This is a genomic window from Pseudomonas sp. URMO17WK12:I11 (assembly GCF_007677725.1).
GTDB lineage: Bacteria > Pseudomonadota > Gammaproteobacteria > Pseudomonadales > Pseudomonadaceae > Aquipseudomonas.
This window is the reverse complement of the sequence record NZ_VEDF01000001.1, coordinates 598,895-622,080: the sequence shown is the minus strand read 5'-3', so window position 1 is coordinate 622,080 and position 23,186 is coordinate 598,895. Positions and strand designations below refer to the sequence as shown.

Below are 23,186 nucleotides of genomic sequence, written 5' to 3'. Positions count from 1 at the left end.
AGCATGCCACGCGTATTGACCATCGAAGACGACGCCGTTACCGGCCAGGAAATCGTCGCCGAACTCACCAGCCACGGCCTGGACGTGGACTGGGCCGACAACGGCCGTGAGGGATTGGCCAAGGCGATCGCCGGCGGGTATGACCTGATCACCCTGGACCGCATGCTGCCCGAGGTCGATGGGCTGACCATCGTCACCACCCTGCGCAACCTCAAGATCACCACCCCGATTCTGATGATCAGCGCCCTGTCCGATGTCGATGAACGCGTACGCGGCCTGCGTGCCGGCGGCGATGACTACCTGACCAAGCCGTTTGCCTCCGATGAAATGGCGGCCCGTGTCGAGGTGCTGCTACGGCGCAATAGTGTGCCGATGACCCAGACCCGCCTGCAGGTGGCCGACCTGCAACTGGACCTGATCAGCCACGAAGCCCGCCGTGGCGAACAGACCCTCAACCTGCTGCCCACCGAATACAAGCTGCTTGAATACCTCATGCGTCACAGCGGCCAGGTCATCACCCGGATGATGATCTTCGAGGAAGTCTGGGGCTATCACTTCGACCCTGGAACCAACCTGATCGATGTGCACATCGGCAGGCTGCGCAAAAAGATCGACTCCCCCGGCCAGTCGCCGCTGATCCGCACGGTACGGGGTTCTGGGTATGCCATTGCTGAACCCGTCTAAGGGCTGGAGTTCTTCGACCAGCCGCCTGTTGGCGCTGTACAGCTTTCTCTTCGTGGCCTGGAGCAGCATCCTCATGGGCGTGCTGTATTTCGAGGTTTCGAGTTACCTGAACAAGTTGACCCGCCACTCCATGCTGCAGCGCCAGCACCTGTTCGCCCACATGAGCGGCAAGCAGCTGGATGACGCATTGATCGCCAGCCAGGCCTTCGAGGAACGCAGCTTCGATGCCTATGGTCTGTTCGACGCGCAACTCAACCCGGTCGGTGGCCGCATCCGCACGATTCCCCCGGAGCTGGGTCTCGATGGCAAGGTTCACGAACTCAAGCGCTGCCTCGATGCCGACGATCCGCACATGCCCCGCGACAGCTGCGATGCGGTGGCGATCAAGGTCCAGGACGGCCGCTGGCTGGTGCTGCTCCGCGACAATGGCTCGCTGTTCGTGGTCACGCGCATCATCCTGCATGCCTTGCTGTGGGGGATTTCGCTGACGCTGATTCCGGGTTTCGCCGGCTGGTACCTGTTGCGTCGCCGGCCCCTCAAGCGCATTCGTGCCATCCAGGCGCAGGCCGAGCTGATCGTTGCCGGCGACCTGACGCATCGCCTGCCGCTGTCGACCCGGCGCGACGAGCTGGACATGCTGGCCGACATCGTCAACGCCATGCTCGACCGCATCGAGCGCTTGATGCATGAGGTCAAAGGCGTCTGCGACAACATTGCCCACGATCTGCGCACTCCGCTGACCCGCCTGCGCGCGCAGCTGTACCGCATCCGCCAGCACAGCCCGGCCGACTCACCCCAGGCCGAGGCGCTCGACCAGGCTATCGGCGAAACGGACACGTTGATGGCGCGCTTTCGGGGTCTGCTGCGGATCAGCGAGCTGGAAGACCGTCAGCGCCGCGCCGGTTTCGTCCAGCTCGATCCGCGCGAACTGCTGATCGAGCTACACGATTTCTACCTGCCGCTGGCAGAAGATGGCGGCATTCGCCTGCGACTCGAGCAACCCGAACGCCTACCCGCCTTGCATGGCGACCGTGAGCTGCTGTTCGAAGCGTTGGCGAATCTGGTTGGCAATGCCATCAAATTCACGCCGCAGGCGGGTCGCGTGGCGATCACCGCTACCCAGGATGAAGCGGGTGTGCACATCGCCATCGAAGACAGCGGGCCGGGCATCCCCGAAGAAGAGCGCGCGGCAGTGCTCAAGCGCTTCTATCGCAGTGAGGAAGGCCATCGCCATTCAGGCTTCGGCTTGGGCTTGTCGATCGTTGCAGCGATCGTCGACTTGCACGGGTTCGCCCTGGAAATCGGCGAGAGTGCGTTGGGCGGGGCGAAGCTGGTACTGCACTGTCCGCTGGCCGGCTTGGCCAAATAGAACGGGGCCGCCAGGCGGCCCCGCTTGCCCTGATCAGTCAGCCAGGCGCCAGGTGGTGGTGCCTTTGCTGTCTTCGAGCACTACGCCCATGGCAGTGATCTGGTCGCGAATGCGGTCGGACTCGGCCCAGTTCTTGTCGGCACGCGCTTGCAGGCGGGCCTGGATCAAGGCTTCGACCTCAGCCGCATCGACTTTGCCTTCGGCGCCCGCACGCAGAAAATCGTCGGCGTCCAACTGCAGCACACCGAGCACATCGCCCAGCTCGCGCAGACGCCCTGCCAGGCCTGCCGCGGCCTCCACATCGCTGTCGCGCAGACGGTTGATCTCGCGCACCAGGTCGAAGAGCACGGCGCAGGCTTCAGGTGTACCGAAGTCATCGTTCATCGCCACGCTGAAACGCTCGACAAAGGCTTCGCCGCCCTTCGCTGCGACCCGCGGCAAGCCACGCAGGGCATGGTAGAAGCGCTCCAGAGCAGCCTTGGCATCGCGCAGGCTGTCTTCGGAATAGTTGATGGCGCTGCGGTAATGGCTAGCCACCAGCAGGTAGCGCACGACTTCTGGGTGGTACTTGGCCAGCACATCGCGGATGGTGAAGAAGTTGTTCAATGATTTGGACATCTTCTCGCCGTTGATGCGAATCATGCCGCAGTGCATCCAGGCGTTGGCGTACTGCTTGCCGGTAGCTGCCTCGCTCTGGGCAATCTCATTCTCGTGGTGCGGGAACTCGAGGTCGCTGCCACCGCCGTGGATGTCGAAGCTCTCGCCCAGGCAGCAAGTGGACATCACCGAGCATTCGATGTGCCAGCCAGGGCGGCCGGGGCCCCACGGCGAATCCCAATAGGGCTCGCCTGGCTTGACACCCTTCCACAGCACGAAGTCCAGTGGATCCTGCTTGGCTTCGTCGACCTCGATGCGGGCACCGATGCGCAAGTCTTCGATCTTCTTGCGCGAGAGCTTGCCGTAGCCGAGGAACTTGCCGACCCGGTAATACACGTCGCCATTACCTGGCGCGTAGGCGTAGCCCTTGTCGATCAAGGTCTGGATCATCGCGTGCATGCCAGCGATGTGGTCAGTGGCACGCGGCTCCAGGTCTGGCTTGAGAATGTTCAGGCGGCGCTCGTCTTCGTGCATCGCTTCGATCATGCGCGCCGTGAGGGCGTCGAACGCTTCACCGTTCTCGTTGGCGCGATTGATGATCTTGTCATCGATGTCGGTGATGTTGCGCACATAGGTCAACTCGTAGCCGCTCTTGCGCAACCAGCGCGTGACCAGGTCGAATGCCACCATGCTGCGGCCATGGCCCAAGTGGCAATAGTCGTAGACGGTCATGCCGCACACATACATGCGCACCTTGTTGCCATCGAGTGGCTTGAAGGTTTCCTTGGTCTTGCTCAGCGTGTTGTAGATGGTAAGCACGGCGGTTCCTCAGCTGCCCCAGGAGTCACGCAGGGTGACGGTGCGGTTGAACACCGGACGACCCGGCTGGCTGTCTTTGAGGTCGGCGCAGAAGTAACCTTCACGCTCGAACTGGAAGCGGTCTTCAGGTTGCGCCTGGGCCAGCGATGGCTCGGCACGGCAACCGCGCAGCACCTGCAGCGAGTCCGGGTTGATGTTGTCCAGGAAGCTGCCACCCTCCTCGGTTTTCTCCGGGTTGGCCGAACGGAACAGGCGGTCGTACAGGCGTACTTCGCATTCGATGCTGGCCTCGGCCGGCACCCAGTGGATCACGCCCTTGACCTTGCGGCCCTCGGGGTTCTTGCCCAGGGTGTCGGGATCGTACGAGCAGCGCAGCTCGACGATATTGCCCGCGGCGTCCTTGATCGCTTCGTCGGCGCGAATCACGTAGCTGCCGCGCAGACGCACTTCGCCGCCGGGTTCCAGGCGCTTGTAGCCCTTGGGCGGGGCTTCCATGAAGTCATCATGGTCGATGTACAGTTCGCGGGCGAACGGCAGCACGCGCACGCCCATGTCTTCCTTGGGGTGGCGCGGCAGTTCGAGCTGCTCGACCTGGCCCTCCGGGTAGTTGGTGATGACCACCTTCAAGGGGCGAAGGACGCACATGGCCCGTGGCGCGGTGCGGTCCAGATCGTCACGGATGCAGAACTCGAGCATCGACATGTCGACCACGCCATCGGAGCGATTGGTACCGATCATTTCGCAGAAGTTGCGGATCGATGCCGGGGTGTAGCCGCGGCGACGGAAGCCCGACAAGGTGGACATGCGCGGGTCGTCCCAGGCGCTGACGTGCTTCTCGTCGACCAGTTGCTTGAGCTTGCGCTTGGAGGTGATGGTGTAGTTCAGGTTCAGGCGGCTGAACTCGTACTGACGCGGATGCGCCGGTACCGGCAGGTTATCGAGGAACCAGTCGTACAGCGGACGGTGGCCTTCGAACTCCAGGGTGCAGATCGAGTGAGTGATGCCTTCGATGGCGTCCGACTGCCCGTGGGTGAAGTCGTAGTTCGGGTAGATGCACCATTTATCACCGGTCTGGTGATGGTGGGCGTGGCGAATACGATAGAGGATCGGATCGCGCAAGTTCATGTTCGGCGAAGCCATGTCGATCTTCGCCCGCAGGACGCGCTCGCCGTCCTTGAATTCGCCGGCCTTCATGCGCGCGAACAAATCAAGGTTCTCCTCGACGCTACGCTCGCGGAACGGGCTGTTCTGGCCCGGTTCGGTGAGGCTGCCACGGTACTGCTTGGCCTGATCAGGGGTCAGGTCGCAGACATAAGCCTTGCCACGCTTGATCAGTTCAACCGCCCAGTCGTGCAACTGGTCGAAGTAGTTCGAGGCGTAACGCACATCGCCTGCCCAGTCGAAGCCCAGCCATTTCACATCGCGCTGGATCGCGTCGATGTATTCCTGGTCTTCCTTGGCTGGGTTGGTGTCGTCGAAGCGCAGGTGGCAGACGCCGCCGAACTCCTTGGCCAGGCCGAAGTTGACGCAGATCGACTTGGCGTGGCCGATGTGCAGGTAGCCGTTGGGCTCCGGCGGAAAACGGGTCACGATGCTGCTGTGCTTGCCCGAGTCCAGGTCGGCCTGGATGATCGGCCGCAGGAAGTTCGCAGGGACGGCGGGAGCGCCTTTGGCAGCGGCGTTGGGCGCGTTGTCGGCAGTGGGCTTGCTCATAGGATCCTTGAATGCACGTGTCCGGCCTGGGTAGGCCGATTGAATCAAAGGGCCTATCATAGCCGAAGCAGTCAAGCTGCTGACAGCCGGGGCACCGACAAACTGGCGTGATTTATCCCGTTGCGGGCAAAATGGCCGCCATGCGTCATGTTCATGAACATGTGTCGTGCTTGCCCGATCCTGCGTCAGGTGACTACACGCGCGCTGCGCAGCCCATTTCCGAACGCCTTGAAAGAGTGAATTTGAGCATGTCCAAAGTAAAATTGAGCACCAACCACGGCGACATCGTCCTGCAACTGGACGCCGAAAAAGCGCCGCTGACCACTGAGAACTTCGTTCAGTACGTCAAGGACGGCCACTACGACGGCACCGTGTTCCACCGCGTGATCAAGGGCTTCATGATTCAGGGCGGCGGTTTCGACGGCACCATGAGCCAGAAGAAGACCCGCGCCAGCATTCAGAACGAAGCCGACAACGGCCTGAAGAACAAGAAGTACAGCATTGCCATGGCCCGCACCATGGAGCCGCATTCGGCCTCGGCGCAGTTCTTCATCAATGCATCGGACAACGACTTCCTCAACCACAGCGGCAAGAACGTACAAGGCTGGGGCTACGCGGTATTCGGTGAAGTGATCGAAGGCCGTGAAGTGGTCGATGCCATCGAAAAGGTCGCCACCGGCTCCAAGGCCGGCCACCAGGACGTGCCGAAAGAAGACGTGATCATCGAGAAAGCCGAGATCGTTGAGTGATCCTGCTGATCTCTGATCTGCACCTGCAAGAAGAACGCCCGGACATAACCCGGGCGTTTCTAGATTTGCTCGACGGCCGTGCTCGGCACGCCAAGGCGCTGTATATCCTTGGCGACTTCTTCGAAGCGTGGATTGGCGATGACGCCATGACCGCGTTCCAACTGTCGATCTGCCAGGCCTTGCGCCAGCTCAGCGACAGCGGCACGGCAGTTTACCTGATGCATGGCAATCGCGATTTTCTGATCGGCGCAGACTTCTGCCGGGCCGCAGGCTGCACCTTGCTGGCCGACCCCAGCGTGGTCGAGCTGGGCGGCGAGGCGGTGTTGCTGATGCACGGCGACACCCTGTGCACCCGCGATGTGGGCTACATGAAAATGCGCCGCTACCTGCGCAACCCCGTGAGCTTGTGGATTCTGCGTCACCTGCCGTTGGCTACCCGGCAGAAGCTGGCGCGCAAACTGCGCAACGAGAGCCGCGCGCAGGTACGCGCCAAGGCCACCGACATCGTCGATGTCACGCCTGAGCAAGTGCCGAGGGTGATGGCTGCGCATGGCGTGCGCACCTTGGTGCATGGCCACACGCACCGGCCGGCGATTCACAAGCTGATGGTGGATGGCGAGCCGGCCAGACGCATCGTGCTCGGCGACTGGGATCGGCGCGGCTGGACCCTGCAAGTCGATGAGCAGGGTTTTGCCCTGGAGCCATTCGACTTCGCTTGCTAAGCGCCCCCCCCTCGCGGGCGCGCTCCGCGAAGGGGTACGCTGGCGAGCTGAGCTCAAGGCTGACGAGCCACTGCCTGACTGTTCTGCTCGCTGATCACATACTGCCGGTACTGCGGATCCGCCTTGATCTGCGCCTCGGTGAAAGGCAATGCTGCCAGCTGTTTGGCGGCAAAAGCCTTGGTCTGGTCACTGGCGTGGGCGGAGCCGGCTTCACTGGATTGCGAGAAGGCCAGCAAACCGCGCGCCTGTGGTCCTTGGTCAGTGAAGCTGACCAATTGCAGGTAACTGGTGCCGCTGACCACCAGGCGCTTGCCCGTGTCATGGGGCACGCTGTACATGGCGTTGTAGATGCCCAGTTGCTGCGGCCCGCCTGGGACCGGTGTGCCGTCGACAGACTGCTGGATCTGCCCCCAACGACTATCGGCTGGAATGCCTGCCTGAGCCACTTGCTGCAACGATGCCTGCGCCGCTGCGTGCAGCCAGTTGCTCACGTCGGCCTGCTCTACCGCCAATCCGCGTGGCGTGTGCTGCGGGTCTGCTGGATCGAAGGCCACGCGCCAACTGTGCGGATGCTCGTTCAATGCCTCGAGCATAGTCTGGAAGTGCACCAGGCCCAGCCCGCTGTCCAGATCAGCCTTGCCATTCCAGGCCGCAAGGCTGGAGCACACGGCTTTGACGTCGGTCGGGGCCGTCTTGCACCAGTGCAGAAGATCGGGCAGCACCAGTTGCGCCAGGTAGACCTCGTCATCGAGCACCATGCGTTGCAGGTCGTCGATACCCAGCTTGGCTGTGCCCTGCAAACGCGCCAGGGCAAACCGCCCACGCAGACTCAGGGGTTCATCGCTGCGGCTGATCAACGGCGAGAAACCGGTCAGCGGCTGGGCCGGATTGGCCATCCAGGCGGGGTCATTGGAGTTTTGCACGAAGTCGCCACGCTGCAGGCTTGGCAACAGCCGTGCGGGGAAGATGCCAGCTTGCGCGGCCTCGGCGTCGCTCTTCCACTGGCAAGCGCTGCGCGAGCCGTCCAGCACCACCAGCGGGCCCTGCGCCGCGAGATTGCCGCATTGGCTCAGCAACTGCTGATCCACATACGGCACTACCGACTGATTGAGGTAAAGCGCCTTGCCAGCGGCATCGACTGCCAGGGTGTTGACCCAGGGAATGCCTTGCAGTTGCTCGATCGAGCCTTTCAGGGCAGCCAGACTGTCGGCACTGTTGATGCGATACCACTGTTGCAAGACCCGAGTGTTGTCCAGATTCGCATCGCGCAGGCTGTAGGCCGCCTGGTTGTCCCAGTCCAGGCGCCCTGGCCACTGCACCACTGGCCCGTAGTTGGAACTGTAGATCTGCCGCTGGACCTGCTTGAGGGTGCCATCGACGCCTTTGACCATGACGCTCACGGTGTGCTGCTTCATCGCTGTGGACTTGCCGTCCTGCAGATAGCGGGTCGGGTCCTTGGGGTCCAGTTGCAGGCGGTACAGGGTGAAGTGCTTGGACGTGTCCACCGTATGGGTCCAAGCCAGGTGCTGGTTGAAGCCGATATTGACCACCGGCAGACCGGGCAAGGCCGCGCCCATGACATCCAGTTTGCCTGGAATAGTCAGCTGCATCTGGTAAAAGCGCATCCCGCCTAGCCAAGGAAAGTGCGGGTTGGCCAACAGCAGGCCATGGCCATTGGCAGAGCGCTGCGCCCCGACCGCCACCGCATTGCTGCCGCGCTCGGAGGCGAAGCGTTGCTGTTGGGCCAACGCTGCGTCAAAGGCCGTGGCGCTGCGTTCAGCGGCAAGCGTGGGCGGCTGCGCCCCGGCCAGCGCTTCGGCGAACTGACCAAGCCCGCCTTCGGCCAACAAGCGACGGGTCAACTTGATCAAATCCTGGCTGGTAATCGCCCGCACCCACTGACCATCGCCACACTCGGCCGGCAAGCCCTGGCGCTGCCGTTCAGCCAGCACGCGATTGAAACCGCTGGCATAGCCATCCAGCAGTGCGCGCACCGGCGCCGGCTGCGCGCGCAGAAACGCATCCACCGCCTCTGGCGTGTTCAGCCAAGTGAAGAACAGGTCGCTGGCCAGGTTATCGCGTTGCTCCAGGGTCTTGCCGTCGGCACCGAAATAGCGCGAGCGCTGACCATTGACCGTGAGCACCTCGTTGGCCAGCAGGCACAGGTTGTCCTGCCCATAGGCATAGCCGATGCCATAACCCAGGCCACGCTCGTCCTTGGCCACGATGTGCGGTATGCCAAAACTGGTACGCCGGATCTGCGCACTGGCATCGAGGCTGGCGGCTTGCGCAGCAGCGCTTGGGAGGAGCAGCGCAGCTGCCAGGCTGGCGTAGGTCAGTGGACGCGAAATAGGCAACACGGGCATTCCTCGGATTCAGGGTCATGTCCCGTTCAAACGAATGACCTCATGAAAATTTTACGCGACCAAACCAGGTAAACCGTCTTGTAGAGACACCAGCAGCAAATCTTTTCGCGCTGCACTGCAGATTTGCCGATCTCATTCGTCCTAATAAGTGCCACCCCTGTTTCGGGGCCGTCCACGAAAAGGAGCATTCACATGTACAACCCGCAATCTTCATTGCAGACCGGGCGTGGCCCGGCCAAGGCGACCAACGGAGCGGACGCCAGCGGGGACGAGCGTACGGGCAACGAGCAGATACGCGAATTGCTGCGCAGCTATGGCCTGCGTACCAGCCTGATCCGCCTGAAGGTGATCGACGCCTTGCACAACGCCGATCGCACCGGGCGCAGCATCGGTGTGCGCGGAGTGCATGCGCAGCTGGAGCAACTGGACATTCCGCTGTCGTTCCTGAGCGTGCGCGAGGTGCTCAAGCGGCTGTGCAGCGAAGGCGTCATCAGCCTTGGCAATGACAAGTGTTACAGCCTCAAGCCCGAAGCGCGGGCCGTGCTCGAGCAGAACCAAGCCCGCTGAGCGGATGGCCGGCTTGCAGTGCCGGCCAATGCCATCAGCGTTTGACCTTGCGCCGCAGGACGCCGTTGATCACCACCACCACCACTGCAATGGCAATGGCCAGCCCCTGGAAAGTCTGCTCACTGATCGTGCCTTGCTTCTGCAGATGTGACAGCCCGAGCATCAGGCCCAACACCACCAGGATGATCAGAAGCGAGTATTTGAGGCGCTGCACGTGTGTCATCGAAAATTCCTTCAACATCGGGGCAATGGGCTCGCAATGAGCGGTGGCAATGATACAACGCCCGTGGCCTGCGGCGCTGCATTTCCTGCTTAGCCTGCCGCGCACGACCTGAAAGCATGGGATGACCCCAATCCCTGCTGGAGGCACCATGCGCCGCTTCGTCCTGTTCCTGAGCTTGTTTACCCCCACCCTGCCCGCCTTTGCGCTTGACACGCGCCAGGTGGCGCCCGAGCGGCTACTCACCCTGGGCAGCCAATTGTCCAGCCATGCCGGCAGCAGCCAGTGGCAGCAGCTCTGGCAACGCACTCGCGCCGCAGGGCATTTCGCTGCCGGTCCAGGGCGGGCCTATTTCACCATCGACCAGGCGGCGCTGCCTGAGCTTGCACGCCAGGCCTTGGGCCAGGCCGAGCATGTCCAGGCGCTGGATACCACGCAGGTTCGCTACAAGCGCGCGATTCCCGGCAGTCCCGTCGGCATGCTCGATGGGCAACCGCTGCACAGCCTGTGTGTCGTCATCGATTGGCGCAGCTTGCCAGAGGCCGCCGACGGCACAGCGCATGCCTCGCTGCGCGGAGCCAGCCTGATGGCCACCTACCCGTGCAACTGAGGGTGTTGATAGCTAAAGCGCTGGCAGCACTAATACCCCAGGAAAATTAAGGGCTGCAGGGCAATGAAGGGATTTCGTCCTACACGCTACGCCATCGTTGCCTGCAAGTCCTGCTCACCGAAACTACAAGTCCCAGCCCACTTGGCGCCTAGCGGCACGCTCTGACCCTCACCGAGAATTCCTCCATGCCACCCATCGGCATCGCGCCCCATCTACCGCGAGGAATTTTCCAATGGAGCTGCCAGATCTCACCGCCATCGATATAAGCCAGTTACCGCACTCGCTGCAGGCTCTGATCGAGTGCATCGGTCTTGAAAATGCCTACCACCTGACCTGCGCCTACGGTGGCAGACCCAAGTACATTCCCAAGCACCGTGAACGCACCAAGCTGGCCAGCGTGCTACCGCCTGATGCCCTGGACGCGTTGATCAAACGCTTCGCCGGGGTAGCGCTGGAAATCCCCAAGGCAGACCATTTCCTGCGCCAGTTGCGCAATTTGCAAATCCAAAAAGAAAGCGCCAATGGGCTGTCCCGCAGCCTATTGGCCGATAAATACGGCTTGAGCCTGCGCCAAATCGGCAACATCCGTCGCCAGGAACACTGCCCGCGCTGACGGCGAACCCCCAAGCGGTCGCCTGATGCGGCCGCTCCACCCTGAAGTAAGAGGTAACCTCCCATGTCCATCGATAACAGCCTCATCGGCTCGGTCATCAACGCCCTGCCGATGGATCGCATGATCTCCGCGCCACTGCAGGCAATGGTGCAAGCCCAGGTCACCGCGAGTAAATCCTACGCCGACTTCCTCATGCAGGTCTGTGTACAGGACGGCAAAGCGGTCGCGATCCAGTTCGACTATGACGAAACCATCGTCGACGAACAGGGCGAATACAAAGGTATCGTCAGCAAAACGATGAAGGTGCCGCTGCTGGCGGCCATTACCCACCCAAACATCTCCATCGAAGAAGGCAACGTCGAGTTCGAGCTGACCATCAGCCAGATGGCTGAAGATTTCAGCGAGTCCAATAAGAGCGGCGAAATGGCCGCATCGCTCGGCTGGGGGCCTTTCAAGCTGGATGTCAAAGGCAGCATCAGCAGTAAATCGACCCAGACCCGCAAAACCGATACCCGCGCCCGTTACGCCTTCAACACCTCGCTGCGCCGCCAGGATCCGCCAGAGGCGATGATGCGGGTGATCGATTTCCTGACCGAAGCGGCCACCAAGCCGACCGTGGTCAAGGACAGCACGCTGCAGAGCCCGGACGAAATTTCCAAGGTTGACGTACTGCAAAATGATCCAACCCCAGGTGCAGACGGTAAGGAAGGCTGATCTCGCCGCTTGACCGGTTGCCCTGCCGTACCTGGCGGGGCGCCTCGCCACTGTAAGGAGCCAGGCCATTGGACACCCCACCCCCCATGACCGCGATCGACCTGCGCGACATCACGCGCGGCCTGCAAGAGGCCGCTGCCGCCACCAACAGTCTCATCGCCCAGCAATACATCACCTTGTTCGACCAGTTTTTCGACTGCGATAGCCAGGCGCTTGGCAGCCCCATGAAAGCGAAAATGGTCGAGATCGCCATGGACGACCGGCACATCATGCGCGTGCCCTTGTTCGCCCTGGTCGCACCAAAAGGCCTGAGCCTGGAGCGCATGCAGGTCGATCTCTCGGTTCGTGTCAACGCCACCGAAGCCCTCACCGCCCTGCGCGAGCAATGCGAGCAGCCCAATGGCGCCTGCTTCAAGGTGACCATCGGCGCGCAAGGCCGCCAGGGCGAAGTCCGGGACCCGGACGAGGTGCAGATACGCATGCAGTTTCACGCCAGCGAACCACCCGAGGCGCTCAACCGGCTGATCGAGGAATACACCAAGATGATCATCCCGATCCGCCGACCGTTGGTGCCCGAAACTCCGGAGACCAACGAATTCATCGAAGCCGCCACGGTCCGCTGAGCGGCCTTAGAAGTCGCGTTTGTAGAAAATGTCCAGCGAGCTTGCCAGCCCGCTGGCTGCCTCCAGATACACCTTCTTGCTCAGCTTGTAACGCAGGGCGATGGTATTGGCCGGCTCGAACACCCCAACGCCATAGCGCAGGCTGAGCTTCTCGGTGAGATTGCCACTGGCAACCACACTGGTGCTGTTGCCCGACCCTTGCGTATCCAACTCGAAGTCCTTGATGCCCAGGCTCGATGCCAGGTTGCCGGTGATCCCGGCGCTGCCCGCCAGACCCAAACCCAGTGCTGCCTGGGCCAACATGTTGTTGTCTTCACCGGTATTGCCCAGCGGTCGGCCGAGCACCAGGTACGACAAGGCCTGCTCCTGACTCATCGCAGGCTCCGAGAACACCGTGGTGGTTGGCTGCTCGGCGCTGCCGCTCAGGCGTATGCCGGCGATGACGTCATCGACCTGGCGGATCGCTTCGATATCCAGGTAGGGCTGGTCGATGGGGCCTGCGAACAGCAGCCGGGCGCGGCGGATGTTCAAGCGCTGGCCATAGGCGCGGTAACGACCATCGGCCAGGCTCAGTTCGCCACGGGTATCCATGTTGTCGCCAATGTGCACATGCCCGATCAAATTAGCCGTGAGGCCAAATCCGCTGAACGACAACTGCTCTTGCCCCACCTCGACATCGATGTCCATGGCCATTGCCATGGGCGGCTTGCCCTGCTCGGTCTGATTGCCCACGATGACCGTGTCGTCCGAGACCTTGACCGTCGAGGGCGGCAGCTCGCGCACGGTGATCTTGCCCTTGGGCACCAGTACCTTGCCCGTCACTGCCAGCTTGTCGTCCACCAGGCGCAGGTTCAGGTCCGGGGCGACATCCAGGGTCGCATACGGCTCGACATTGACTGGCAACTGCTGCCCCTGCAAGCGCAGGTCCATACCCAACGCCTGCCCCCAGGTCAGCTGGCCGCTGAGGCGGCCGCGACCGGCGGCGCCGCTGCGCCAATTGCCATCGAGCTGCACCTGCTCGCCAGCGATCAGGGCTTGCAGCGACAGGTCCTGCAAGCTGACCGGCAGCTCGGGGCCACTGACTTCGCCACCGCTGAGCTTGAGCTCGCCATTGACCTGCGGCGCCATCAAGGTTCCGGTCAGGCGTCCATTGCCATTCAACTGCCCTGCCAGGCGCTCGACCATCGGCACGAAGGGGCGGGCTATCGACAGTTGCACGCCAGCCAGGCGGAAGTCGCCCGACAGCGGCTTGTCGGTGGCCGTGGGGTCCAAGCGCGCATTGACGTTCAACTCACCCAAGCGATCACCGCGAAACGCCAGGCGAGTGTCGACCCGGCGTGGCGCCAGGGTGCTGTCCAGGCTCAGGGTCTGGTACGGGAAATCGATCCAGCGCCCGTTGTCGCGCACCCGCAACGTGCCGCCGCTGGCGTCGACACGCACCGTGCCTTTAGGACCACCGGCGGGAATGTCGAGATTGACATCGGCATTGAGCATGCCCTGCCAAGCGAAATCTTTTGGCAACCACTGCGCCAAGCTGTCCAACGGGAACTGCTTGAGGTGGTAGCGCAAGCGGGGCTCCGGGGCCAGCCGCTGGTCTTCCCCGCAAAGACTGGCTTGGCCTGAGCGCCAGCAATGGGCGCCGAAATCGATCTGGCCGCTGGCCAGGCGTTGCAGGCGGGCGGGTGCCTGCAATTGCCAGTCCTGTCCGCCTGCCTGAATCCTGCCGCTGGCCAGGCGGCCGCGCCAATCGCCCTTGTTCAGCTGGCCATCGGCGCCGAGGTCGAGCTTGAGCTGTGGGCCGTCCAAGGCCACCGTCAGCGCCTGTTGGCGTATATCGCCCTTGGCGTTGGCCCGCAGCGTACCCAGCACGGTTTCACCCAGGCGAATGCCGGTGGCGGTCATATCGACCAGGCCACGCTGGGCGCTGTCCAGACGCGCCTGAACGTCCAGGCGCTGAATGCGGTTTTGTTCCTGGGCCAATTGCTGGCCTTGCAGGGCCAGACTGCCTTGCGGCGCCTGCAGGGTGCCGGCGAGATCCAGGCGACCTTTGACCTGGCCCTGCAACCCTGGCCAAAGCTGACCCAGACGCGGCAGGTTGATATCGACCTGCCCGGCCAGGCGCTGCTGCAAGCTGCCGCTGCCGTTGATGCGGTTATCACCCAGTTGTACCGCCAGGGTGCCGAGGGTCCATTGTTGCTCGGCGCCTTGGGCCTGGACCTTGAGCATCGCCGGTTGGCCGCGCAGACGACCGGTGAGGTCGAGCTGGGCATCCAGGCTGAGCTGTTCGTCCTTCATCTGGCCCTTGCTGCGCAGTGGCCCGGCGAGGGTACCGGGGAGCTCGGCAAGCCAGTACGCCGGATTGAGCGCCGACAGTTGCAAGTCGACGTCCCAGGCCAGCGCATCGGCAAAGCGCACGGCGACGCTGCCAGTGGCCTTGCCCTGCCCGGCAGTCAAGGCCAATTGCCCCAGGCGCACTTGGCTCAGATCACCTTCGAATGGGCTGGCCAGGGTAAAAGCACCCGCCGGACCATCAAGATCGCCATCGAAAGTACCCTGGTAGTTGCCGTCCTGGTAATGAACGTTAGCCTTGAAACGCTTGACCGTGACCTGGGGCGGCGTTTCCAGCGGATACAGACGCAGCCATGGAAAATCCACCCAATCAAGCTGCGCGTCAGCGGTCACGCCCTGCTGCCAATCGGCCGTGGCCTGCAATTTGACCTGCTGACTGTCGTTGGCGGTCAAGTCCAGGGCGTCGAGCCTGGCACCCTTGGCGTCGACCAATCCATTCAGTGCGAGGGCTATAGGCCCCTGCTCAGCGGGCAGACTGGCAGTACCGGCGAGTTTATAGCCCTTGAGCAAATCACCCTGCGCGTTCAATTGCAGGTCGTTGAAGCGCAAGGTGTCAGGCAGCGCGTCTGTCGGCTTGAAGCTGTCGCTGCGAATGCGCAGTTGCGCTGGCAGGTGTTCGGCCAACGCCTGCACCTCGCCGTTCAGGCGTGCGTCGAGGTAGCCGCTGCTGGTGGCTTCCAGACGCAGGGTCTGCTGCAGCGGGCCGGTGGCCGTGAGATCGAGCTGCCAGGGTTTGCCCTGCACGGCGGGCAGTTGGACCTGGCCCTGCAGCTGCAACGGCCAGTCGCCTTCGGGCTTGATGTCGCCTTGCAGGTCCACGCGCAGGTCATCCCGTTGCAATCGCAGGCTGTCGACGCGCAGACCGTTCTGGGTCCAATGCGCTGCCAGGTGCAGATCACCGAGCAGATCACTGCCATCGAGGCGCAGTTGACCAATGACTACCTCGCCTACATCGATGGCCAGGGGTAATTGCAGATTGGGTAACTCTATCGGCCCGCTGTCTGCCTTCTGTTCACTTGGGGCAAAGGCCATGTCGATGCGCTGGGCATGCAGGCGCTCGATACACAGCCTGGCACGCAGCAGGCAGGCAGGCGACCAGTCGAGCAACGGCGCTTGCACCTGGACGCGGGTGTCGCCGTCGATCCAGCTCAAGCGGCTGGCTTGCCAGGTGCCTGCAAGCCGGCCCTGAAAATCATCCACGGTCAACCCCGGTACGCGGGCAAGCGCCCAGCGGCTGCCGCTTTCGCTGCCCAACAGCACCGCCAGGGCCACCACCACCAGCAGCAGCGTGGCGCACACGCCCAACAGCAGGTATTTCAACACACGCTTCACAGCTCAGGCCCCATGGAGAAATGCAGGCGAATGCCGCCCTCGTCATCCAGCGCCTTGGCCAGGTCCAGGCGCAGCGGGCCTACCGGGGAGACCCAGCGGACACCGAAGCCGACCCCGGTCTTGAGGTTGGGCAATTCCAGGTTATTGAACGCACTGCCTTGGTCGACGAAGGTCGCTACTCGCCATTTATCGGTGAGCGAATACTGATACTCGACGCTGCCTGCGACCAGGTAACGGCCGCCGATGCGATCGCCGTCGCTGTTCTTCGGCGACAACGTCTGGTAGTCGTAACCGCGCACGCTCTGGTCGCCGCCGGCGAAAAACCGCAGCGATGGCGGGATGTTGTTCTTGTAGCCGTTGGTGGCACTGCCACCGAACTGGACACGGCCAAGCAAGCGGTGGTTCTGCCCGACCGTGGTCAAGCCCTTGAGCAAGACATTGCCATGCAGCAAGTTGGTGTCCGACACCAGCCCTTCCTTGGCGACCTGCGCATCGAACTGCAGACGGTAGCCATTGTGCGGGTCGATGCGGTTGTCACTGCGCAGGTACGAATAGCTCACCCCGGGCATCAGCAGCGTACTCAGCCCCGAGTCGTCGCCCAGGCGGTACTCTTCGCGCTGATACTTGAGCGAGATCACCCGCTGCCAGCCGCTGGGCAGCTTGCTGTGCCACTCAGGCCCTACGGTGAGCAGCTTGCTCAGGGTATCGGTGCCGGCGATTTCCTCGTTCTGGTAGCCGCCGGCGAAACGCAGCTTGTCGGTCAGGGGCGGGTCGAGCGGCACGTCGTACCAGATGCCGACGTTCTGCCGGGGTGCGGACAGCTCGGTTTCCCAGCCATAGCTATGGCCCTGCGGATTGACCCAGTGCCGCGTCCAGTTAGCCTTGCCGCGCGGCCCGACGTCGGTCGAGTAGCCCAGACCCAGGCCGATGGTACGAGGCTTGCGCGTATCCAGGCGTACCTGAACCGGAATCTGCTCGGCGACCGCGGCGGTGGGCGCTGCGTCCACCCGCACACCCTCGAAATAACCACTGGACTGCAGGTCGTTGTTGAGTTCGGCGATCAGCTGGGAATCGTAGGGTGTGCCTGGTTTGAACGACACCATGCGTTGCAGCAGGTCTTCGTCCAATGGCGTGTCGCCGGTGAATTTGACAGCCCCCAGGCGATAGCGCGGGCCACTCTGATACACCAGGTCGATATCGGCAACGCCCGCCTTGGGATCGACGGCCAACTGCTGCCGGCTGAAGCGACCACTGAAGAAGCCGTAACGCGACGCCTGGTTCTGGATCAGCCGCTTGGCATCTTCATACAGGCCATGATTGAGCTGGGCTCCGGATCGCAAGGCTTTGCTGTCGGGCACGCGAAAACCCGGCATGTCGCTGGCAGGACCTTCGATGCGCACCGTCACATTACGCAAGCGCACCGGCTCCCCTGGCTCGATCTTGATGATCAGGCGCGGCGATTGGTCAGCCTGGGCAGGCGGCCTGACTTCGGTGTCGATCTGCGCCAGATAATAGCCAAGCGCCTGCGCCGCCTTGCGCGCCTGCTCCTCGGCTCCGCGACTGAAACGCACCAGCGCTTCTTCGTCACGGTCTCCCAGGCTGCCGATGTAACCCTCTACATTGGCCTTGAGCGCTTTGTTGGCAGGCTTGACCTGCACCACCAGCTCGCTCTGGCCCCATGCTGTAAAACTGGCCACCCAGAAAACCAGGCCCCAGGTAAGTCTTCCTGAATACGTCATGCGCCGCATGCTACCAGAGCCAAGCGCCCAAGGGAGCCGTCAGAGGGCCGGTTCAAGCGATTGATGGCAGGCTCCTCGCCGGATTGGGATGAAAGAACACCCGCTCGCGGATAGGCCCCAACGCCACTTCGCCGATCTCCTCGTAGCCCTGGCGGGCGTAGAACGCCAGGTAGTGCTCGTTGCCAGAGTCCAGCACCACGCCTTCGGTATCGGGATCGTCAGCGCACCAGTCGTGCACAGCTTGTAACAATTGCTCGCCGTAGTGCTGCCCGCGATAGTCCGGATGTACGCCCAGCAACGGCAACGTATGCACCTTGCTAGGCGGCACGCAGGTCGACAGTGCGGCCTGATAGTCCAGATAACGCCGAGTGCAGCGCTGGCCTGCCCCCAGCAACATGCGCAAGCGCCACGCCCAGCTATCGGCCACGCCCAGGCGGCGCAGCGGCGGGACGATCAACGCCAAAGCGATCAGGCGATCGTCGAGCAGCAGGCCAACGGCAGGCAGTTGCAGGTAGAAATGCTGGCGTACCCACTCACGCACCAGGGTGCGCAGCCGCCGTTCATAGCCGGGTCGCTGGGCTTCGAACAGGTAGGCAAACGTGGGTTCGTTACGGTACGCCTCGAACAGTAGCGCACGTGCTTCTCGTCGGTAGCCGGCATCGAGCAGGCAGACACGTGCCTGGGCGGCAGAGGTTTCGGGCATGGCGGGCAGTCCTCCTGGAAATAGCTGCTCTGTGCCTTGGAGACGCTTCGCTGTGCATCGTTCATCTTTAAACACCACTGCCGCCAGGCTGGTGATCGCGGCCGATGTTGGTTAGCATCCGGCCTTTTGCCGGGATCGTCTTTACATGAAGATCGTCTGTTTCAACATCAATGGCCTGCGCGCCCGTCCGCATCAGCTGGCCGCGCTGATCGAAAAGCATCAGCCGGACGTGATCGGCCTGCAGGAAACCAAGGTCAGTGACGATCAGTTTCCCCTGTCCGAGGTGCAAGCGCTGGGCTACCACGTGCACTTTCACGGCCAGAAGGGGCACTACGGCGTCGCGCTGCTCTCACGTCAGGCACCGCTGAGCCTGGTCAAAGGCTTTGCCAGCGATGAAGACGATGCCCAGCGGCGCTTCATCTGGGGCACCTTCGCCGATGCCGACGGTACGCCGATCACCATCATGAACGGCTACTTCCCGCAGGGCGAAAGCCGCGACCACCCCACCAAGTTCCCGGCCAAGCAACGCTTCTACAGCGACCTGCAAGCACTGCTCGAAGGCCAGTTCAAGCACGACCAGCCGCTGCTGGTGATGGGCGACATGAACATCTCTCCCGAGGATTGCGACATCGGCATTGGCCCGGACAACGCCAAGCGTTGGTTGAAAACCGGCAAGTGCAGCTTCCTACCAGAAGAGCGCGAGTGGATGCAGCGGCTCAAAGGCTGGGGCTTGGTGGACAGCTTCCGCCACTTGTATCCGCAAGTGAATGACCGCTTCAGCTGGTTCGACTACCGCAGCCGGGGTTTCGAGGACGACCCCAAGCGGGGCTTGCGCATCGATCTGATCATGGCTTCACAGGCGCTGGTGCCGCGGATCAAGGCGGCTGGGGTGGATTATGAATTGCGCGCCATGGAAAAGCCGTCGGACCACGCGCCGATCTGGCTAGAGCTGGCTTAAGCGCTTCACGTCGGCCAGGATGGTGCGAGCTGTGCGCCAGTGCTGCAGAAGCTTTCACAGCCCCAGCCGCAGTGCCTCGCCCACCCCTGCCCCCCGGCGATCGTCGGCGGCACTGACCAGCGCGAAATTGTACGCGCCATGTGACCAGTAACGCGCTTCGAGCTGGCCATCGACGCGCTGCCCTTGGGGCATGCGCTGATAGTGGTCACCGGGCGAGCGCAGGAACAAACTGATGCGCTCGCCATTACGGTCCTGGAACACCAGTAGCGCCGCTGGCCCCTGTTCATTGCTCAACAGACGCGCGCCGACGGGCTGAAAACCGTAGCCGGCCAGATCCGGCAAGGTGCCTACCCGGCTGAAGTGGCGGCCGAGCCAATCACGCAATTGGCCTGGGTCGCTGACCTGGACGTCCAGGGGCTGGCTACTGGCGAACAATCGATGGGCTTGCACGGCATCGGCCATCGGTAGCGCGTTGGCGACCAAGGTCATTTGCCGCGCCTGCCAACCGCCCATGCCACCGATGCCCAGCGCCAACATCACGACCGCCGCCGAGGCCAGGCGTCGTTGGCGGCGCTGACGCAGCCGTTGCTTGATGTGCTGCAGGTCCAAGGCCCCCGCTGCCGGTTGCTCGGCGAAACCGGCCAAGGCGGTGCGCAGCCGCCGGGCATCGTTGCGCCAGCCCTCGACCCTGGCCGCTTCCTGTGGATTGGCCGCCAACCAGGCTTGCACCTCGGCGCGGCGCGCCGGCTCCAGGCGGTCGTCGATATAGGCATGCAGTTCGTCTTCGGCAGGGATCAGACGGGTCATTTAAGTCTCCGCAAGGGCGCAGGCGCGGGATTGCCTTCGGTCAGTCCACGCAAGGCGGCACGCGCGCGTGACAGGCGCGACATCACCGTGCCGATTGGAATTTCCAGGGCTTGGGCCGCTTCCTTGTAACTCAGGCCTTCAACGCTGACCAACAACAGCAACGCGCGCTGCTCAGTCGACAGCTGGGCGAACGCCTTGAGGTCGGCCTGGGCGAAGACGATGGCCTCGGTATTGTCGCCCAGCGCTGGATCGTCGGCCGAGCCACGGCCGAACCACGACAACCAGCGGGCGTGCAGACGTTCGCGGCGCTTGGTATCGAGAAACAGGCGATAGAGAATGGTGAACAACCAGGCGCGCAAAGCCTCGGCTTCGCGCTGCTGAGTGCGCCGACTCAAGGCCCGCTCGACGGTGGCCTGGACCAGATCGTCGGCGCTGGCCGGCTCGCGCGTCAGCCACAAGGCAAAGCGCCGCAAGCGCTGCAGCAGATCTCGCCATTGTTGTTCGTCCAGATCTTGCATGGTCAGTACCGGGCGCTGGGTGATCAGTGTAAGGTCAGACGGCTGATCGTGAAATCTATTCCAGGCCAAGGAATAAGTTTCGCCTGGCTGCGTCGTACTTGCACTTTTACCGACGCGGAGCACTCACATGAATTCACCCTTGCACGGCCCCGCCAAGGCTTTACGCCTGGCGGGCATCGGCGCGGCGATGCTGGCGCTGGGCGCAGGCTTCGCTTATGCCGCCGGCTGGATCGGCAGCCCTGAGCTTACCCCGCAACGCATCATCGACACGTTCGAGGCCCAGGCTGGGCATCACCCCGGCTACCGCAAGAATCACTCCAAGGGCCTGTGCATCAGCGGTTACTTCCAGCCCAGCGGTCAAGCCGCCAGCCTGTCCACCGCGCGCGCGTTCAGCCAGGCGCGGGTGCCAGTGATCGGCCGCTTCGCCATCGGTGGTGCCAACCCGTACGCCCCCGACACGGCCATCGCGGTGCGCAGCCTGGCGGTTCAGTTGAGCACCGATGACGGGCAAATCTGGCGCACCGGCATGAACAACCCACCGGTCCTGGCCGTCAGTACCCCACAGAGCTTCTACCAGCAGGTGTTGGCCAGCACCCCAGACCCTGCCACCGGCAAGCCGGACCCTGCCAGGATGCAGGCTTTTTTCGCCGCTCACCCCGAAAGTGCGGCGTTCCGCCAATGGGCGGCCAGCTATAAACCCAGCGACAGCTTCGCCAATACCCAGTATCACAGCATCAACGCCTTCCGCTTGATCGATGCCAGCGGCACGGCGCATCCGGTGCGCTGGCAACTCGAGCCGCAGACCCCGTTCGCCGCCCTGCCCGGCCAGGTCGACGACAAGCTGTTCCTGCAGCACGACCTGCAACAGCGCCTGGCCCAGGGCCCGTTGCGCTGGACGTTGCGTCTGGTATTGGCCGACCCGGGCGATGCCGTGGACGACCCGGCCAAGCCGTGGCCGGCCGAGCGCCGCAGTATCGACGCCGGAAGCCTGGTGATCGAACACGTCGACGCACCTGAGCAAGGCGCGTGTCGTGACCTGAACTTCGACCCGTTGATCTTGCCAAGCGGCATCGAGCCGTCTGCCGACCCCATTCTCGCCGCCCGCTCGGCGGCTTACTCGGAATCTTTCAACCGGCGCAGCCGCGAGTCGCTGGGAACAGGAGCAAAACCATGAAGCCGGCTACCTTCCATCCGCTCGCCCGCTTGCTGCACTGGCTGATGGCGTTGCTGATCCTGAGCATGTTGTTCATCGGCGTGAGCATGGTCGGCGACTTGTCGCCGCGCCACCCCCTGCTGGTCGAGCTGCACAAAGCCACTGGCCTGGCCCTGTTGCTGCTGGTGGTCATCCGCATCGGTGTGCGCCTGAGCCTGCCGCACCCAGCGCTGCCCGCTGACCTGCCAAGCCCGCAGCGCCTGGCTGCGAAGGCGTCGCACTGGTTGCTGTATGCCCTGATGCTGGCGATGCCGCTGCTGGGCTGGGCGATGCTTTCTGCAGGCGGCTATCCGCGCCCACTGCAACTGCCGGCCATCGCCCCGCACGACCTGCAACTGTACGCCGTGCTGCGTCAGGCCCACGGCTGGGCGGGCTACCTGTTGTTCGCCACCGTGCTCATACACCTGGGGGCGGCGCTGATGCATGCACTGGTGCGCCGCGACGGTGTGTTGCGCAGCATGTGGCCAGGCCCCGTCGGGCGCGGCGAGTGACCGCTCGGCCCGAGCGTGCAGCGCGCCGCTCGGGCCAGCACTGGCGCGTGGTCGAGCGCTCCTGATACGCACAGCGCGCAAGCCTGCAGAGTATGTTTTAATGCGTCGCCCATTATTTTCAACACCTCTAATTACAAGGCGGCTATGGACACGGGGACACGACTCAAACTGGTGCGCGAGCGCAATAACCTCTCTCAACGGGAACTGGCCCGGCGCAGCGGGTTGACCAACTCGACGATCTCGCAGATCGAGCAAAACCGTGTCAGTCCGTCGGTCAGCTCGCTGAAAAAACTGCTCGAAGGCATTCCCATGTCCTTGGCCGAGTTTTTCAGCTTCGACGAGCCGGCACGTGAGGAGCGTTTCGTGTTCAGGGCCAGCGAGCAACCGGACCTTGGCCGCAATGGCCTGCGCATGCTGCTGGTAGGCGCCAGCGTAGAAGCCCGGCAAATGCGCATGCTGCGCGAACTGTACGCGCCCGGCGCCGATTCCGGCGAGCCGATCGTGCATGCCGAGGGCGAGGAATGCGGACTGGTCACGCGCGGCACCGTGGAGCTGTGGGTCGATGGCCAGGTGAGCGTCCTCAACTCAGGCGACGGTTACTACATTCCCACCACCCTGCCGCACAGTTTCAAGAACATTGGCCAGGACGAAGCGGAAATCATCAGCGCCAACACACCCGCCAACTTCTGAGCCGCCTGGCCGTACCCGTC

The 23,186-nt window shown here is 63.1% G+C and carries 22 protein-coding genes; 13 read left to right on the top strand and 9 right to left on the bottom strand.

All coding sequences use genetic code 11. The features are described 5' to 3' along the window. Positions 1 to 3: 3 nt before the first annotated feature. Together FS665_RS03080 and FS665_RS03075 are read left to right on the top strand one after the other, a co-directional pair. Complete coding sequence (locus FS665_RS03080; RefSeq protein WP_145183182.1) at positions 4 to 684, top strand: response regulator transcription factor; 681 nt, start codon at positions 4 to 6, stop codon at positions 682 to 684. Further along, positions 662 to 2,053: a HAMP domain-containing sensor histidine kinase gene (locus tag FS665_RS03075; protein ID WP_145183179.1), complete on the top strand. Its 1,392-nt coding sequence runs from the start codon at positions 662 to 664 to the stop codon at positions 2,051 to 2,053. The genes FS665_RS03080 and FS665_RS03075 overlap by 23 nt, the downstream gene beginning before the upstream one ends. A gap of 33 nt (positions 2,054 to 2,086) precedes the next feature. Here FS665_RS03075 and cysS read toward each other — a convergent pair whose 3' ends face one another. Beyond that, positions 2,087 to 3,469 carry a cysteine--tRNA ligase gene (gene cysS / locus FS665_RS03070; RefSeq protein ID WP_145183176.1) on the bottom strand — a complete coding sequence of 461 codons (1,383 nt, stop codon included), beginning with the start codon at positions 3,467 to 3,469 and terminating at the stop codon, positions 2,087 to 2,089. Positions 3,470 to 3,478: 9 nt separating this feature from the next. After that, complete coding sequence (locus FS665_RS03065; protein ID WP_145183173.1) at positions 3,479 to 5,182, bottom strand: glutamine--tRNA ligase/YqeY domain fusion protein; 1,704 nt, start codon at positions 5,180 to 5,182, stop codon at positions 3,479 to 3,481. A gap of 248 nt (positions 5,183 to 5,430) precedes the next feature. On the opposite strand from FS665_RS03065, the gene FS665_RS03060 reads away from it, so the two are divergent. After that, positions 5,431 to 5,931 carry a peptidylprolyl isomerase gene (locus FS665_RS03060; RefSeq protein WP_145183170.1) on the top strand — a complete coding sequence of 167 codons (501 nt, stop codon included), beginning with the start codon at positions 5,431 to 5,433 and terminating at the stop codon, positions 5,929 to 5,931. Next, positions 5,928 to 6,653 (top strand): UDP-2,3-diacylglucosamine diphosphatase, encoded by a 726-nt coding sequence (gene lpxH / locus FS665_RS03055; protein ID WP_145183167.1) that lies wholly within the window; start codon positions 5,928 to 5,930, stop codon positions 6,651 to 6,653. Before FS665_RS03060 ends, lpxH begins: the two co-directional genes overlap by 4 nt. A 53-nt stretch (positions 6,654 to 6,706) precedes the next feature. Here lpxH and FS665_RS03050 read toward each other — a convergent pair whose 3' ends face one another. After that, positions 6,707 to 9,013 carry an acylase gene (locus tag FS665_RS03050; RefSeq protein ID WP_145183164.1) on the bottom strand — a complete coding sequence of 769 codons (2,307 nt, stop codon included), beginning with the start codon at positions 9,011 to 9,013 and terminating at the stop codon, positions 6,707 to 6,709. A gap of 198 nt (positions 9,014 to 9,211) precedes the next feature. On the opposite strand from FS665_RS03050, the gene FS665_RS03045 reads away from it, so the two are divergent. Then, positions 9,212 to 9,586 carry a fe2+ zn2+ uptake regulation protein gene (locus tag FS665_RS03045; protein WP_145183161.1) on the top strand — a complete coding sequence of 125 codons (375 nt, stop codon included), beginning with the start codon at positions 9,212 to 9,214 and terminating at the stop codon, positions 9,584 to 9,586. Between the two features lie 34 nt (positions 9,587 to 9,620). On the opposite strand, the gene FS665_RS03040 is transcribed toward FS665_RS03045, so the two are convergent. After that, positions 9,621 to 9,809 carry a hypothetical protein gene (locus tag FS665_RS03040; RefSeq protein ID WP_145183158.1) on the bottom strand — a complete coding sequence of 63 codons (189 nt, stop codon included), beginning with the start codon at positions 9,807 to 9,809 and terminating at the stop codon, positions 9,621 to 9,623. A gap of 148 nt (positions 9,810 to 9,957) precedes the next feature. On the opposite strand from FS665_RS03040, the gene FS665_RS03035 reads away from it, so the two are divergent. From FS665_RS03035 to FS665_RS03020, 4 genes are all read left to right on the top strand, one after another. Beyond that, positions 9,958 to 10,416, top strand: coding sequence for a hypothetical protein (locus FS665_RS03035; RefSeq protein WP_145183155.1), 459 nt, complete (start codon positions 9,958 to 9,960; stop codon positions 10,414 to 10,416). Between the two features lie 232 nt (positions 10,417 to 10,648). Continuing rightward, positions 10,649 to 11,029, top strand: a complete 381-nt coding sequence (locus tag FS665_RS03030) for a Mor transcription activator family protein (protein ID WP_145183152.1) — start codon at positions 10,649 to 10,651, stop codon at positions 11,027 to 11,029. Positions 11,030 to 11,092: 63 nt separating this feature from the next. Then, positions 11,093 to 11,743 carry a DUF2589 domain-containing protein gene (locus FS665_RS03025; RefSeq protein WP_145183149.1) on the top strand — a complete coding sequence of 217 codons (651 nt, stop codon included), beginning with the start codon at positions 11,093 to 11,095 and terminating at the stop codon, positions 11,741 to 11,743. An 86-nt stretch (positions 11,744 to 11,829) separates the two neighbouring features. Continuing rightward, positions 11,830 to 12,366 (top strand): DUF2589 domain-containing protein, encoded by a 537-nt coding sequence (locus tag FS665_RS03020; RefSeq protein WP_145183364.1) that lies wholly within the window; start codon positions 11,830 to 11,832, stop codon positions 12,364 to 12,366. Positions 12,367 to 12,372: 6 nt separating this feature from the next. On the opposite strand, the gene FS665_RS03015 is transcribed toward FS665_RS03020, so the two are convergent. From FS665_RS03015 to FS665_RS03005, 3 genes are read right to left on the bottom strand one after another with little or no spacing between them, the layout of a single operon-like run. Beyond that, positions 12,373 to 16,047 (bottom strand): translocation/assembly module TamB domain-containing protein, encoded by a 3,675-nt coding sequence (locus tag FS665_RS03015; RefSeq protein WP_145183146.1) that lies wholly within the window; start codon positions 16,045 to 16,047, stop codon positions 12,373 to 12,375. Continuing rightward, entirely contained in the window at positions 16,044 to 17,786 is a 1,743-nt protein-coding gene (locus FS665_RS03010) for an autotransporter assembly complex family protein (RefSeq protein ID WP_145183142.1), read from the bottom strand. The genes FS665_RS03015 and FS665_RS03010 overlap by 4 nt, the downstream gene beginning before the upstream one ends. Positions 17,787 to 17,838: 52 nt before the next feature. Beyond that, positions 17,839 to 18,489 (bottom strand): N-acetyltransferase, encoded by a 651-nt coding sequence (locus FS665_RS03005; RefSeq protein ID WP_145183140.1) that lies wholly within the window; start codon positions 18,487 to 18,489, stop codon positions 17,839 to 17,841. Positions 18,490 to 18,634: 145 nt separating this feature from the next. Here FS665_RS03005 and xthA point away from each other — a divergent pair, with 145 nt between their 5' ends. After that, the gene (xthA, locus tag FS665_RS03000) at positions 18,635 to 19,447 is read left to right on the top strand and encodes an exodeoxyribonuclease III (protein WP_145183137.1); all 813 of its coding nucleotides are present in this window, start codon (positions 18,635 to 18,637) and stop codon (positions 19,445 to 19,447) included. A gap of 54 nt (positions 19,448 to 19,501) precedes the next feature. On the opposite strand, the gene FS665_RS02995 is transcribed toward xthA, so the two are convergent. Next, complete coding sequence (locus tag FS665_RS02995; protein WP_145183134.1) at positions 19,502 to 20,254, bottom strand: anti-sigma factor; 753 nt, start codon at positions 20,252 to 20,254, stop codon at positions 19,502 to 19,504. Further along, positions 20,251 to 20,772, bottom strand: a complete 522-nt coding sequence (locus FS665_RS02990; RefSeq protein WP_145183132.1) for a sigma-70 family RNA polymerase sigma factor — start codon at positions 20,770 to 20,772, stop codon at positions 20,251 to 20,253. The genes FS665_RS02995 and FS665_RS02990 overlap by 4 nt, the downstream gene beginning before the upstream one ends. A 127-nt stretch (positions 20,773 to 20,899) precedes the next feature. On the opposite strand from FS665_RS02990, the gene FS665_RS02985 reads away from it, so the two are divergent. The 3 genes from FS665_RS02985 (at position 20,900) to FS665_RS02975 (ending at position 23,166) form a co-directional block, all read left to right on the top strand. Next, positions 20,900 to 21,946, top strand: coding sequence for a catalase family peroxidase (locus FS665_RS02985; protein WP_145183129.1), 1,047 nt, complete (start codon positions 20,900 to 20,902; stop codon positions 21,944 to 21,946). Next, positions 21,943 to 22,476, top strand: a complete 534-nt coding sequence (locus FS665_RS02980) for a cytochrome b (protein WP_145183126.1) — start codon at positions 21,943 to 21,945, stop codon at positions 22,474 to 22,476. The genes FS665_RS02985 and FS665_RS02980 overlap by 4 nt, the downstream gene beginning before the upstream one ends. Positions 22,477 to 22,620: 144 nt before the next feature. Next, a complete protein-coding gene (locus FS665_RS02975; RefSeq protein WP_145183123.1) occupies positions 22,621 to 23,166 on the top strand; it encodes a cupin domain-containing protein in 546 nt (181 codons plus the stop codon). The last annotated feature ends 20 nt before the right edge of the window (positions 23,167 to 23,186 follow it).